Here is a 14,484-nt window from a genome sequence, read left to right on the forward strand (position 1 = left end):
TTACTTGTCTCCTTCCCTGCCGAAATTAAAGTAAGGAGATTCCGTACGGGCACCGTCCATCAGGGCGGCAAGTTCTTCTACTTTGTCCGGAAACTGTGAGGCAAGATTATGGTCTTCATGAATATCTTTGCTTAAGTCATAAAGTTCCAGGATTGTTTCACCTACAACCGGCTGGCGTATCAGTTTCCAGTTGCCGGCACGAAGGGCTTCGCGCCCGTTAAGTTCATGAAACTCCCAATATAGGTAATCGTGCTGTTTCTGTTCTCCCTTTCCAAACAAGGTGGGCAAAAAAGAGATTCCATCGCCCGGCTGGAGAAGGGTTGTACCGACCAGCTCCGCCAGAGTAGGCATCACATCCCAGAATGCACAAACCTGATCTGTTTTCTTACCCGATTTGATCTTTCCGGGACACCAGGCCACCATAGGCACACGGATGCCGCCTTCGTATATATCACGCTTAATTCCTCTTAAAGGGCCATAACTACGGAAGAAGTCCGGGTCGGCACCTCCTTCATGATGAGGGCCGTTATCGCTGGTAAAGATCACCAGCGTATTTTTATCGAGTCCCTGCGCTTTCAGTTCAGCCAATACCTCGCCCACATACATATCGAGCCGTGACACCATAGCGGCAAAAGAGGCTTTGGGTTGTTCCGAAGTATTATAACCTCCCATCACTTTATCAAACTTGCCGATATAAGGTGTTTCATCGAATTTATTTTCATACATCCTGTAAATGGAATCATGCGGCAAGTTGAGTTCGGCATGTGGCAAAGTGTAAGTAAGCATGGCAAAGAAAGGCCTGTCCCTATTGTCGCGGATAAACCGGAGGGCCTGCTGGTGAATAAGGTCTTGCGAATAGGTTACACATGCATTGTCATTATTCTCCGGCAAAAGCACCTTATCTTCATTATGCCACAAATGATCCGGATAAAAAGTATGAGACTGGCGCTGGCAGTTATAACCGTAGAACTCGTCGAATCCCATCTTATTCGGCACAGAAACAGAGCCGGGATTACCCAATCCCCATTTACCGAAAATACCGGTTACATACCCAGCCGATTTCATCATCGTTCCCAGTGTATAAGTATCGGCCTCCATTGGCTGCTGTCCTTCCGGTTTAATCTCTCGGTTACCGCGCACCTGCGAATGTCCGGTATGCAATCCTGTCATTAGTGAACAACGCGAAGGTGCGCTCACGGTACAACCAGCATAGTGTTGGGTAAACAAAAGACCTTCCTTCGCCATCCGGTTAATATTAGGCGTTTTAATAATTCGCTGGCCATAACAGCCCACATCGCCATACCCTAAATCATCGGCCAGAATATAGATTACATTCAGGGGAACTTCGGGTTTTCCTTTACAACCGACCAGTCCTGCCAACAGGGCGGAACTGATTATACATGCTTTTGCCTGTGTTTTCATCTCGTTACAATTTCAACACGGTTTCCATCCGGATCCAATATCACACCTTCATAATATCCGTCTCCGCTCACGCGGGTTTCGCCGGCAATAACACAACCATCCTCCCTGAACCGTTCCATCATACAGTCTACCTGATCGCGCGTATCTGCATGGAAAGCCAAGTGAGCCAAACCGATATGTTCGGGCAGATAAAATTCCGTAATATCATTCCGCTGCATAATCTCCAAGGAGGGTCCACTCTCGAAAGAGACAAAATAGGAGGAAAAACCTTTCTTGGGATTCACATATTTTTCATTGCTTTTCCCGTCAAAATACTGTACATAGAAATCGCGGAGGCGTTCCGGATCATTTGTCCAGAGAGCAATGTGAGTGAGTTGCATAATAATCAGATTTTAATGATTCACAAAAGTAAACAAAAAACCCGGATAACATATAACGACTGTTATCCGGGTTTTCGGTATTGTTTATCTTATTATTTGCAAATACGGCAACTGGCACATTTGGTAAGTTCCCCTCTGAAACGTTTCTCTACCAACTTATGCAAACGGTCTTTCAATACATCCAGGCGTACGTGGTCTATCACGTCTGCCGTGAAAGCAACGCTCAACAGCATACGTGCTTCATCACGTGGAATACCGCGGCTTTGCATATAAAAGAGAGCATTCTCATCCAATTGTCCTGTCGTCATACCGTGCGAGCACTTTACATCGTCAGCATAGATTTCCAACTGGGGTTTACTGTACATACGCGCTTCGCGGGTGGCACACAGATTCCGGTTGGTTTGGTAAGCTTCCGTCTTCTGGGCACCCTCTTTTACAAAAATACGTCCGCTGAAAGCACCTACGGCACGATCGTTCAACACATTCTTGAATAGTTCGTTGCTGGTGCAATGAGAAACGGCATGCGTTATGTGGCTATAGGTATCCACTTGTTGCTGCTTATCCAAGATAGACATACCGCACAAGTTAGTCTCGGCATTCTCTCCGTTCAATTCGATATAGTAATTATTACGGGTAAGGCCGTTATTCAAAGTAATGCCGTTTACCAGCACATTTGAGGAGGCCTCCTGTTTTACATGAAGTGAAGAGAAGCGAGTAGTAGACTCACTACTTTCTTCCAGATCGTAATAATCAAAATAAGCACCTTCGCCTGCGAATATCTCAATCACCTGGGTAGACAGGAATTTGACATCATCAATACTATGATCACAAACCAGCAACTTTGCCTCGGAATGAGGTTCCATAATCACCAGAATACGGCGATTGGCCATCGTGTCCACGTCGCTGCGAAATATATTAACCAACTGGATAGGGCGTTCTACCACCACATTCTTTGGTATATACAAAACAAAACCGTCCTGAGCCAGCATCGTGTTCAAAGCTATAATGCCATCTTTACTGCTCGAGGCAGCCTTACCATAGTAACGGGCTGCTATTTCCGGATGTTGTTCGGTAAAAGTTTTCAATCCTCCGACATAGACCCCTTCCGGCAAATTTGCTTTGGGCAATTCTTTATCATAAAAAGAATCATTTACAACAAAATAAAGGGAGGTACTCATATTCGGTACATCACAGCGAAATACATCATACGGGTTTACAGGAATATCCAAACGGTTGATATTGATCCCGTAATCCGGAGTAAATGCCAGAGCTACATCCGTATATTTATAATCTTCGCCCTTTACAGAAGGAAAGCCCAGCCTTTCAAAATCAGCTAATGCCTGTGCACGAGGAGCATTCATCACCTCCGAGGCATGACGGCATACAAGGTCTTCACATTGTGCAAAAAGCTCGATATACTGCTGTTCTGCTTTCATATTATTCATCCCCCATCTCTTTCTTGATCCAGTCGTAACCCTTTTCTTCAAGTTCGAGAGCCAGTTCGGGACCGGCTGTCTTCACAATACGCCCTTTGTAAAGAACGTGTACCACATCCGGCTTAATATAATCCAGCAAACGCTGATAGTGAGTAATTACAATTGCTGCATTTTCAGGAGTTCTCAGCTTGTTTACTCCATTAGCCACAATACGCAGGGCATCAATATCCAAACCGGAATCGGTTTCATCCAGAATTGCCAGTTTAGGTTCGAGCATTGCCATCTGGAATATTTCATTACGTTTCTTTTCACCACCAGAGAAACCTTCATTCACACTACGGTTTGCCAGCTTATTATCCAGTTCGACAATTGCACGCTTTTCACGCATCAACTTCAGGAAATCGGTAGCCGATACAGGAGGTTGGCCATTATACTTACGATGTTCGTTCAAAGCAGCACGCATAAAGTTCACCATACTTACACCCGGGATTTCCACCGGGTATTGAAAGCTCAGGAAGATACCTTCCCTACTGCGGTCTTCGGGCGAAAGCTCCAACAAATCCTTGCCATTGAAAGTGACTTCCCCTTCGGTCACTTCAAAAGCAGGATTCCCCACCAATACACTGCTTAACGTACTTTTGCCGGAACCGTTCGGTCCCATGATTGCATGTATTTCACCGGCCTTAACCGACAAGTTTATACCTTTCAATATCTCTTTGCCATTTACATTGGCATGTAAGTTCTTTATCTCTAACATACATTTATATTTTTATCATCCTACACTACCTTCCAACGATATAGTCAACAATTTCTGTGCTTCGACAGCAAATTCCATCGGAAGTTTGTTCATAACCTCACGGGCATACCCGTTTACAATCAACCCAACTGCCTCTTCAACCGAAATACCGCGTTGCTGACAATAGAACAACTGCTCTTCACTAATCTTGCTGGTAGTTGCTTCATGCTCTACCACAGCTGTCTCATTCTGAATATCGGCATACGGAAAAGTATGGGCACCACAAGTAGAACTCAGCAATAAACTGTCACACTGGCTATGGTTGCGTGCACCCTCCGCACGGGGTGAAACCTTAACCAACCCGCGATAGCTGTTCTGACTATGACCGGCAGAAATACCTTTAGAAACAATCGTACTACGTGTATTCTTTCCCAAATGGATCATCTTCGTACCTGTATCGGCCTGCTGATAATTATTTGTGACAGCCACTGAATAAAATTCGCCAACCGAATTATTTCCTGCTAAAATACAACTTGGATATTTCCAGGTAATAGCAGATCCGGTTTCTACCTGTGTCCAGGATATTTTACTACCCTCACCTTTACATAAACCACGTTTGGTAACGAAATTATAGATACCGCCTTTTCCTTCTTTATCGCCTGGATACCAGTTCTGTACCGTAGAATATTTCACCTCTGCATGTTCTTTTGCTACAATTTCCACAATTGCCGCATGCAACTGATTCTCGTCACGCATCGGAGCCGTACATCCTTCCAGATAACTTACATAAGCCTCATCATCGGCAACAATCAATGTACGTTCAAACTGTCCGGTATTGGCTGCATTGATACGGAAATAAGTACTTAGTTCCATCGGACAACGGACACCTTTCGGTATATATACAAACGAACCGTCCGAGAAAACGGCAGAGTTCAAAGCTGCAAAGAAATTATCACGATAACCAACCACACTTCCCAAATATTCCTGTACCAGGTCGGGATGATGTTGAACAGCTTCGCTAAAAGAACAGAATATAACCCCCTTCTCCGCCAAGTTTTCTTTAAAGGTAGTTTTAACAGATACACTGTCCATGACGGCATCTACAGCCATGCCGCTTAAATGCTTCTGTTCTTCCAACGGAATACCTAATTTATCGAATGTTTTCAACAATTCCGGATCAACCTCATCCAGGCTCTTCGGGCCTTCTTTCTTTTTTGGAGCTGCATAATAAATAATGTCCTGGTAATTTATTGCCGGAATCGTAAGGTGAGGCCATTTAGGCATTTCCAGTGTAAGCCAGTGGTGGTATGCCTTCAGGCGGAACTCGAGCAACCACTCGGGTTCATTCTTTTTAGCAGAAATAATACGTACCGTCTCTTCATCCAGCCCCCGGTGAATCGTTTCCGTATCAATCTCGGTAACAAAACCGTATTTATAGTCGCCACTTGTTACCTCATTAATTATATCATTTGATTCTTGCATATTTATATATTTGATTTTATACCATTTACTCCTTCTTTAAAAAACAAATTATCAAAGTAAATGGTTGGAATAATCTTTATCACGGTATGATAAAACCGGGATTCTACCTTTGCCTGTCTCGGTATAAGGACCGAACCTTTGTCTACCTCTTCCAGACCGTTCAGTATTAAACTTACAAATCCCATCATAAAACATAGCCCCAACACTCCACCGGCCAGATGGTTCAATACCCCCAACGGAGTAACGCCTACTATACGGCTTACTACTTCCCCGGCCAATAACACAACTCCTACAATCAACAAGAATCCTGCCACATAGCTGAGAATTGTTACACCTTCCGCCGGAAACCAATCCAAAGCAATGATATATCCTTTTAGCCAAGAAGCTACCCGGGTACAAAAAAAGATTGCAACAAAAAGGGCTATAAGCGAAACAACCTGTTTGATGACTCCATCAAACAGGCCCTTTACAAATCCTATTCCTGCCAGACATAGTAATGTAATGTCCAACCAGTTCATAGCTATAACGTCTTTTTTACTTCTGTTTCTTCGTATGACTCGATGATGTCACCCACCTGAATGTCGTTGAAATTAGTAATATTCAAACCACAATCCAAGCCGGAAACCACCTCTTTCACATCATCTTTGAAACGTTTCAAAGATCCCAGTTCTCCGGAATAGATTACGATACCGTCACGAATCAAACGAATCTTATTCGTGCGCTTGATCTTACCTTCCCGAACCATACATCCAGCAACCGTACCAACCTTGGTAATCTTGAATACCTGCTGAACTTCCACGTTGGCCGTAATCTCTTCCTTAATTTCAGGAGAAAGCATACCTTCCATTGCACTCTTCACTTCTTCTATTGCATCGTAGATAATTGAGTACAGACGGATTTCAACGCCATCTTTTTCCGCATTACGGCGAGCCTGTACAGACGGACGCACCTGGAACCCGATAATAATAGCATTTGACGCAGCAGCAAGTACTACATCCGATTCGGATATCTGACCAACAGCCTTATGAATTACATTCACCTGGATTTCTTCGGTTGACAAACGTATCAGTGAATCTGACAAAGCTTCTACAGAACCATCCACGTCACCTTTAACAATCACATTCAGTTCCTGGAAGTTTCCAACAGCTATACGGCGGCCTATATCATCCAGTGTCAGCATCTTCTGAGTACGAATACCTAATTCACGCTGCAACTGTTCACGACGCGTTGCGATCTCACGTGCTTCCTGTTCCGTTTCCAATACATTAAATGTATCACCGGCCTGAGGCGCACCGTTCAAACCTAAAATCATAACCGGTTCTGACGGACCTGCTTTTTCAACGCGCTGGTTACGCTCGTTAAACATCGCTTTGATACGTCCATGATGGGTACCGGCCAATACAATGTCACCCATCTTTAATGTACCGTTTTCTACCAACACTGTCGATACATAACCACGTCCTTTATCCAGCGATGATTCAATAATTGAACCGACAGCACGCTTCTTCGGATTGGCTTTCAAATCTAACAAGTCGGCTTCCAACAATACCTTTTCAAGCAATTCTTCGATACCAACACCTTTTTTGGCTGAGATCTCCTGGCTCTGGTATTTACCACCCCAGTCTTCCACCAGATAATTCATATTTGCCAGCTCTTCCTTGATTTTCTCAGGATTTGCATGTGGCTTATCGATCTTATTAATTGCAAATACGATAGGAACACCTGCAGCCGATGCGTGGTTAATCGCTTCAATAGTCTGTGGCATCACGTTATCATCGGCAGCAACAATAATAATTGCAATATCCGTCACCTTCGCACCACGGGCACGCATGGCAGTAAATGCCTCGTGACCCGGAGTATCCAGGAATGTAATACGTCGGCCACTTGCCAACTTCACATTATAAGCACCGATATGCTGCGTGATACCTCCGGCTTCACCGGCAATCACATTCGCGCTACGGATATTATCCAGCAAAGATGTTTTACCGTGGTCTACGTGTCCCATCACTGTTACGATAGGCGGACGCGAAACCCAGTCATCTTCATTATCTTCATCTGCGTCTGCCTTAATGGCTTCTACTACTTCAGCACTCACATATTCAGTTTTGAAACCAAATTCTTCTGCTACGATATTGATTGTTTCGGCATCCAAACGCTGGTTTATAGAAACCATCATGCCGATACTCATACAAGTACCGATAACTTGTGTCACCGGAACATCCATCATATTAGCCAAATCATTAGCCGTAACGAACTCTGTAAGTTTCAATATTTTGCTTTCACGTTCTTCCTGTTCCTGCAATTCGTGTTCACGTTTTTGAACAGCATCACGTTTATCACGGCGATATTTAGCACCCTTATTGTTCTTATTACCCTTATTCGTCAGACGTGCCAACGTTTCTTTAATTTGTTTCTGAACATCCTCTTCGCTAACTTCGGCCTTTACAGGTTTCTTCAGACGAGGCTTACGTTCATCACGCTGAGCACGGGTAAAGTTTGTCCCCGGAGTGTTGTTTACATCCACCCGATCTTTTTTGATGCGTTTACGTTTTTTCTTCGCATCATTTTCCTCACCGGCTTTCACCGGCGTACCTGGCTTAGGAGCGGCATTTGCATCCTTTGGACCTTTAAACGGGCCATTCGGATTATTCGGTTTATTTCCGGCAAATTTTTGCTTCTCATCCCGCTCTTTTCTCTTTTCCTCTTTCGTCTTCTTTTTAGGACGGGTTGATTGATTCAGAGCATTTAGGTCTATCTTTCCGGTAACTTTAATTTTCGATTCAAACTTCGGAGTATTGAGTCGGAAAACAGCCTCGTCAGAGTCATCACTAGAGGCAGTAGTGTTGTCTTTTATTTCGACTTCTTTACCAGAGTTTACTTTTTCAGCACCAACTACAACCTCGGGCTGCTTCTTTTCGGCTTTTTCTTCTTTCACAACTATAACTTTTTCTTCTTTTTTCTCCTCAGCTTTAAATTCCTGTACAACAGCTGGTTTTTCTACCGGCTTCTTTTCCACAACAGGAACAGGTTTAGCAACCGGAACATCCTGTAAAGGCTTTGTATGCTCTTTTACAGCAACCGGTTCTTCTTTTTTCACTACAGGTTCTTCTTTTACCGTAGGCTTTTCCTGTGTTTTTTTATGGGAGTTATCCAGATCTATCCGTCCTTTAGTCACAAACTTAGGTTTCAAATCTTCCGGAATTTCCGTTTTAATTTCTGAAGGCCTCTCTTCTTTCACAGAAGGAGTCTCTTTTTGGACGCGTTCTGCCGCAAAACGATTATAATAATCTTTCTCCGGCATATCTTTTCCAAACTCTTTTACGAGCAAAGCATACTGTTCATCACTGATTCTCGTATTGGGATTATCCTCAACCGAGAACCCTTTTCGGTGCAGGAATTCAACAACCGTGTTGATTCCCACGTTTAATTTTCTCTGTACTTGAATTAATTTTATAGGCATATCTAACTTTGTCGTAATACTTATTCGTTGTCTCCATCATCCTCAAATTCGGCAGATAAAATAGCAAGTACCTCGTCGACTGTTTGTTCTTCAAGGTCAGCACGTTCCACAATCTCGTCGCGATTCATAGCAAGAACACCTTTTGCTGTATAGCAACCTATGTTCTTAAGCGCATCGATTACCCAGCTGTCTATTTCATCTGCAAATTCATCCAGATAAATATCTTCTTCATCAGCACCTTCTATATCCCGGAATACATCAATTGTATATTCGGTCAACATACAAGCGAGTTTAATATTCAAACCGCCTTTACCGATAGCTAATGAAACTTCTTCGGGACGAAGATAAACCTCTGCCTTACGTTCTTCTTCGTTCACACGTATAGATGAAATCTTTGCCGGGCTTAATGCTCGTTGTATGAACAACGACACATTGGATGTATAATTAATTACATCGATATTCTCGTTTCTTAACTCACGGACAATTCCGTGAATACGAGAACCTTTCATTCCAACACAAGCGCCCACCGGGTCAATACGGTCATCATATGATTCCACTGCAACTTTGGCTCTTTCACCCGGGATACGGGCAATAGCCTTAATGGTAATCAGACCATCATTAATTTCCGGCACTTCCAATTCAAAAAGACGCTGCAGGAACACTTTGTCTGTACGCGAAAGTATAATTTTCGGATTATTGTTATAATTATCCACTCGTTGTACAATAGCACGAACGGTTTCTCCTTTACGATAAAAATCGGTAGGGATCTGTTCCGATTTCGGGAGCAGCAACTCATTTCCCTCATCATCCAGCAACAGAATCTCTTTTTTCCATACCTGATATACATCAGCCGCAATAATAGATCCGATTCTGTCTTTATATTTCGCGTATAAACTATCTTTTTGCAATTCAAGTATTTTAGAAGCCAAAGTCTGACGCAGGTTCAGGATAGCACGACGGCCAAAATCTGCAAAATGTACTTCATCCGTTACTTCTTCACCCACTTCACAGTCGGCATCAATCTTACGGGCCTCGGTCAAAGTAAGTTGCAGGTTAGAGTCTTCCAATTCATCATCTGCTACCACCGTACGGTTTCTCCAAATTTCAAAGTCACCTTTTTCGGGGTTGATAATTACATCATAATTTTCATCAGTGCCAAACATCTTAGCTATAACGTTTCGGAAAGAGTCTTCCAATACGCTAATCATTGTCTCCTTATCTATATTTTTCAACTCCTTGAACTCCGCAAGGGTGTCAATCATACTGATTGTTTCCTCTTTTCTGGCCATAATTTACTTGAATCTTATTAAGTATTTTGTATATTTTATTTCATCAAATGTATACGACTGATCATCCTGCACAGTTACTTTTCGCTTTGCACCTTCCGGTTTGATCTGCTTTTCAACGGTAACAACCACACCGGTTTCATCCGCCGATTTCAGCACACCTGCCAACTTGACTCCGTTTTTAAGCAACATTTCCACTTCATTGCCAATATTCTTAACATATTGGCGAAAAACCTTAAATGCAGATGTGATGCCCGCCGATCCAACTTCCAGTTCATAGTCTTCCACATCCCGGTCCAGATGTTCTTCCAGATAACGGCTCAATTCTGCACAGTCGTCAATACAAACACCCTCATCATTATCAATCTCGACAATAATAAGATTTCCCGGTTTAATAACTATATCCACTAAAAAATTGTCTGAAGAGGCTAATTTTTCCTCGACCAACTGGCTTACTACACTTTTTTCAATCATATACAAACAGTTGAGAACAAAAGAAGGGGACTACCCGCCCCCTCCTCATCTTCGCTTAATCGCTTGCAAATATACAAATTGTCAACGACTTTACAAAGAAATATGTATTTTTTGTGCAAATACTCTTTTTCATTATCTTTGCCACCGAATACAAGGGGGTGCTTGTACCGATTCGTTCTGATAAGGTTGCAGGCTGAGATTATACCCATAGAACCTGATACGGGTAATGCCGGCGCAGGGAAATTGAATCAATACTCACTCCTCCACTATTCAACCATTTCGTTTTAAATAAAAAGGCAAAAGGATGAAAAGTGTTTTAATCGTAATGGCCGCTTCACTGGTCATTCCTAATGTACAGGGCAAATCCCATGAAACGGCAGACTCCCTGAAAATCGCCAAAGACATATCATTGGATGAAGTTGTGATCACCGCTACCAAAGCTGTAAAAGGAACCCCCGTTGCTTACACGGATATTTCCGGAAAAGAGCTTAACAGTAAAAACGACGGACAAGGTATTCCGTATCTTATCTCCCAATCTCCGTCTGTTATTATGACTTCCGATGCTGGAACAGGCATTGGTTACTCCGGTTTCCGTATCCGGGGAACAGATGCAAACCGTATCAACATTACAGTAAACGGGGTTCCCATGAATGACCCCGAATCGCACACCTTGTTTTGGGCAAACATGGCAGACATCGCTTCTTCCGTAGAAAGTATTCAAATCCAACGCGGAGCAGGTACATCTACAAACGGAGCTGCTTCTTTTGGAGCTACGGTTGCCATGCAGACGCAAAAGCCGGCCTTACAACCATACGCCGAATATTCTATTTCAGCCGGTTCTTTCGGTACTGTAAAAAATACGGTAAAAGGCGGAACCGGGCTATTATACGACCATTTTGCTTTTGATGCCCGATATTCAAATATCCGTAGCGATGGCTACATAGACCGCGCTTTCGCCCGGATGAGTTCTTATTATGTATCGGCAGCTTTTTATGCTTCCAATACATTAATCAAATTTCAGACCTTCGGCAACAACGAAAAAACATACCAGGCATGGAACGGTGTACCGGCAGACAAGCTGAAAACAGACCGGACTTATAATTCATGCGGCGCATATGAAGAAGACGGCGTAACCAAATTCTACGATAACCAAACAGACAATTATTGGCAGCACAATTATCAACTAATGGCAAGCCAACGTCTTAACGATTTCTGGAATATGGCACTCACTCTCCATTACACAGATGGTAGCGGCTATTACGAAGATTATAAAGCCGAAGCCAAATATGAAAAATACAAACTTCCCAATTATATTGACCCGTCCGGTAAAGAGGTTAAGAAAACCGACCTTGTCCGCCGCAAATGGTTAGATAACGATTTCTACGGTGCTGTATACAATGCTAATTATCGCAGCAAAAGCATGCAAATAACGTTGGGTGCTGCCGCCAATAAATATGCAGGAAATCATTTTGGCCGTGTTATATGGGCAAAACAAGTTAACAGCCTTCCGAAACCGGATTACGAATACTATCGCAACACCGGAGATAAAACAGATTACAATGCATATGCAAAAGTAAATTATCTCTTCACCGACTATTTTAACGGATATGCAGACCTGCAATACCGAGGCATAGATTATACAATTAAAGGGAACGATGATAAAGCCGGAGACAATCTTTATGTCAATCGTCATTGGAACTTTTTCAACCCCAAAGTCGGATTCAATTTCAACAAAGGATTCCATAATGCATTTGCCTCTTTCTCTGTTGCCCATCGCGAACCCAACCGCGACAACTTCACCGAAGCAGGTATTAATGAACGCCCTGTTCCCGAAAGATTGTTCGACTACGAAGCCGGATACAGCTTCACACATCCACGATTCCACCTGGGTGCCAATTTCTATTTTATGGATTACAACAACCAGCTTATTCTGACCGGAAAAATCAGCGAAATAGGAGAAGCTCTCACATCCAATATAAAAGAAAGCTACCGTATGGGAATTGAACTGACGGCCGGCATAACCATCACCAAATGGTTATTATGGAGCGGGAACGTTACCTGGAGCCGGAATAAGATAAAAAACTTCATCGAAACGGTAAGTAATCTGGACAGCAACTGGGACCCTGTGCCCGGGCAAGAAGAAGTTCAATTTCAATTTGGTTCTACAGATATTGCTTTTTCTCCAAATGTAATAGCAAACAGTATGTTCAATTTTAACTGGAAAAACTTTTCTGCCGGTTTTAATTCGCAATATGTAAGCCGTCAGCATTTGGATAATACATCCAGCAAATCCCGCTCCATCGATCCTTATTTTATCAACAGTTTACGTGTTGGTTACATCATAAAGCCCAAGTTCTTAAAAGAAATCGGGGTGGATGTAACCGTCAATAATCTATTTAATACCGAATACGAAACAAACGGAAACGTATATTCGTCTATCGTAGATGGCAAACGCATCGATTCCGCCGCTTATTTCACACAAGCCGGTATCAATGCCATGGCACGTCTTACTTTAAAATTCTAATTAATAATATGCCAACTATCATTTGCCAACTATCATCTGTCAACTTTTTAGAGTATTTCGGCGTTATCACCGGTTTGCTTTATCTTATTCTTGAGATAAAACAACACCGGGCCATGTGGGTGGTAGGATTTCTCACGTCGCTGGTTTATGTGTTCGTATTTTTCTTCTCAAAAATATATGCTGATATGGGACTTAACATGTATTATGTCGGCATAAGTATTTACGGCTTCTGGCAATGGACCCGGAAGAAAAACAAATTTCTTCCGGAAGAAAATAAAAATTCTTCCGAAAGAATAATATACCGTCATCTGACACCTAAGCTTGCTGTGGGAGTCGGTATCGCTCTATTAACCATTTTTATTATGATCTGGTATGTATTGAATAATTTTACAGATTCTCCGATCCCGATAGGTGATGCCTTCACCACTGCAGTCGGTATCGTAGCTACCTGGATGTTGGCACGACGCATTATTGAACATTGGATATTCTGGATCGTGGTAAATTTCGTTTCCGTTTATCTTTTTTATATACGCGGATTATATCCCACAATGTTTCTCTATATTTGTTACGCCTTGCTGGCCATTGCCGGATGGCATACGTGGAAAAAGAAAGGAATAAAAACAGATGACAGTACCTTATGATTGCATAATTGTAGCAAACGGTAGTTTTCCAACGACAGCCCGTCCTTTGGAATTATTACACCAGACTCCGATCATTATTGCCTGCGACGGTGCTGTACAGGCACTTTATGACAGAGGCCTGGCTCCCACAGCCATTATAGGGGATATGGATAGTATTCCTCTTTCTCTGAGAGAACTATATGCCGACCGCATCCATATTGTAGAAAACCAGGAAATAAACGATCTTACCAAATCTGTTTTCTATGCACATGAAGCCGGATATAAACATATACTGATTTTGGGAGCTACCGGTTTACGTGAAGATCATACACTCGGTAATATTTCTCTATTACTGGAACACGCTCCATTATTCGACAGGATAGAAATGCTTTCCGATTACGGCCTATTTATTCCTTTAACGAAAACAGCAACTTTAACAAGCCGGCCCGGACAACAAATATCAATCTTCTCAATGTACCCTTGCGGAGAAATAAGTACGGAAGGATTACGCTGGCCTATCCATAATCGTAAACTTACCGCCTGGTGGCAAGGAACACTAAACGAAGCTTTAGGTGATACGTTCACCATCACTTTGACAGAAACAGCACGCATAATTGTTTTTTGCGCATCCGGAAAATAAAAAAGCTCCGGAAGCGTCTTCAAC

12 protein-coding genes and 1 riboswitch are annotated in these 14,484 nt (G+C 42.8%); of the genes, 3 read left to right on the forward strand and 9 right to left on the reverse strand.

Translation table 11 applies throughout. The features are described from left to right. The 9 genes from ACYIB7_RS13680 to rimP form a co-directional block, all read right to left on the reverse strand. Positions 1–1,422: an arylsulfatase gene (locus tag ACYIB7_RS13680; RefSeq protein WP_103982748.1), complete on the reverse strand. Its 1,422-nt coding sequence runs from the start codon at positions 1,420–1,422 to the stop codon at positions 1–3. Next, positions 1,419–1,802, reverse strand: coding sequence for a VOC family protein (locus tag ACYIB7_RS13685; protein ID WP_099464455.1), 384 nt, complete (start codon positions 1,800–1,802; stop codon positions 1,419–1,421). The genes ACYIB7_RS13680 and ACYIB7_RS13685 overlap by 4 nt, the downstream gene beginning before the upstream one ends. A gap of 92 nt (positions 1,803–1,894) precedes the next feature. Then, a complete protein-coding gene (gene sufD / locus ACYIB7_RS13690) occupies positions 1,895–3,247 on the reverse strand; it encodes a Fe-S cluster assembly protein SufD (protein WP_103982749.1) in 1,353 nt (450 codons plus the stop codon). Next, on the reverse strand, positions 3,240–3,995 hold the full coding sequence (sufC, locus tag ACYIB7_RS13695; RefSeq protein WP_103982750.1) for a Fe-S cluster assembly ATPase SufC: 756 nt from the start codon (positions 3,993–3,995) through the stop codon (positions 3,240–3,242). Before sufC ends, sufD begins: the two co-directional genes overlap by 8 nt. Positions 3,996–4,010: 15 nt before the next feature. Then, on the reverse strand, positions 4,011–5,456 hold the full coding sequence (gene sufB, locus ACYIB7_RS13700; protein ID WP_103982751.1) for a Fe-S cluster assembly protein SufB: 1,446 nt from the start codon (positions 5,454–5,456) through the stop codon (positions 4,011–4,013). A gap of 2 nt (positions 5,457–5,458) precedes the next feature. Further along, a complete protein-coding gene (locus ACYIB7_RS13705) occupies positions 5,459–5,974 on the reverse strand; it encodes a CvpA family protein (RefSeq protein ID WP_103982752.1) in 516 nt (171 codons plus the stop codon). A 2-nt stretch (positions 5,975–5,976) separates the two neighbouring features. Continuing rightward, complete coding sequence (infB, locus tag ACYIB7_RS13710; protein ID WP_480337453.1) at positions 5,977–8,916, reverse strand: translation initiation factor IF-2; 2,940 nt, start codon at positions 8,914–8,916, stop codon at positions 5,977–5,979. A gap of 20 nt (positions 8,917–8,936) precedes the next feature. Then, positions 8,937–10,205, reverse strand: a complete 1,269-nt coding sequence (gene nusA, locus ACYIB7_RS13715) for a transcription termination factor NusA (RefSeq protein ID WP_099464461.1) — start codon at positions 10,203–10,205, stop codon at positions 8,937–8,939. 3 nt (positions 10,206–10,208) lie between these two features. Further along, positions 10,209–10,676, reverse strand: coding sequence for a ribosome assembly cofactor RimP (rimP, locus tag ACYIB7_RS13720; RefSeq protein ID WP_480337455.1), 468 nt, complete (start codon positions 10,674–10,676; stop codon positions 10,209–10,211). A 146-nt stretch (positions 10,677–10,822) separates the two neighbouring features. Beyond that, positions 10,823–10,934, forward strand: a riboswitch (TPP riboswitch). 46 nt (positions 10,935–10,980) lie between these two features. Between rimP and ACYIB7_RS13725 the strand changes: the two genes are divergently transcribed. The 3 genes from ACYIB7_RS13725 to ACYIB7_RS13735 are packed head-to-tail and all read left to right on the forward strand — an operon-like array spanning position 10,981 to position 14,460. Next, the gene (locus tag ACYIB7_RS13725; protein WP_480337457.1) at positions 10,981–13,200 is read left to right on the forward strand and encodes a TonB-dependent receptor; all 2,220 of its coding nucleotides are present in this window, start codon (positions 10,981–10,983) and stop codon (positions 13,198–13,200) included. 8 nt (positions 13,201–13,208) lie between these two features. Continuing rightward, complete coding sequence (gene pnuC / locus ACYIB7_RS13730) at positions 13,209–13,841, forward strand: nicotinamide riboside transporter PnuC (RefSeq protein WP_103982756.1); 633 nt, start codon at positions 13,209–13,211, stop codon at positions 13,839–13,841. Further along, on the forward strand, positions 13,825–14,460 hold the full coding sequence (locus ACYIB7_RS13735) for a thiamine diphosphokinase (RefSeq protein ID WP_103982757.1): 636 nt from the start codon (positions 13,825–13,827) through the stop codon (positions 14,458–14,460). The genes pnuC and ACYIB7_RS13735 overlap by 17 nt, the downstream gene beginning before the upstream one ends. Positions 14,461–14,484: the final 24 nt, after the last annotated feature.

It is taken from the genome of Parabacteroides sp. KHUB-03 (assembly GCF_056640975.1).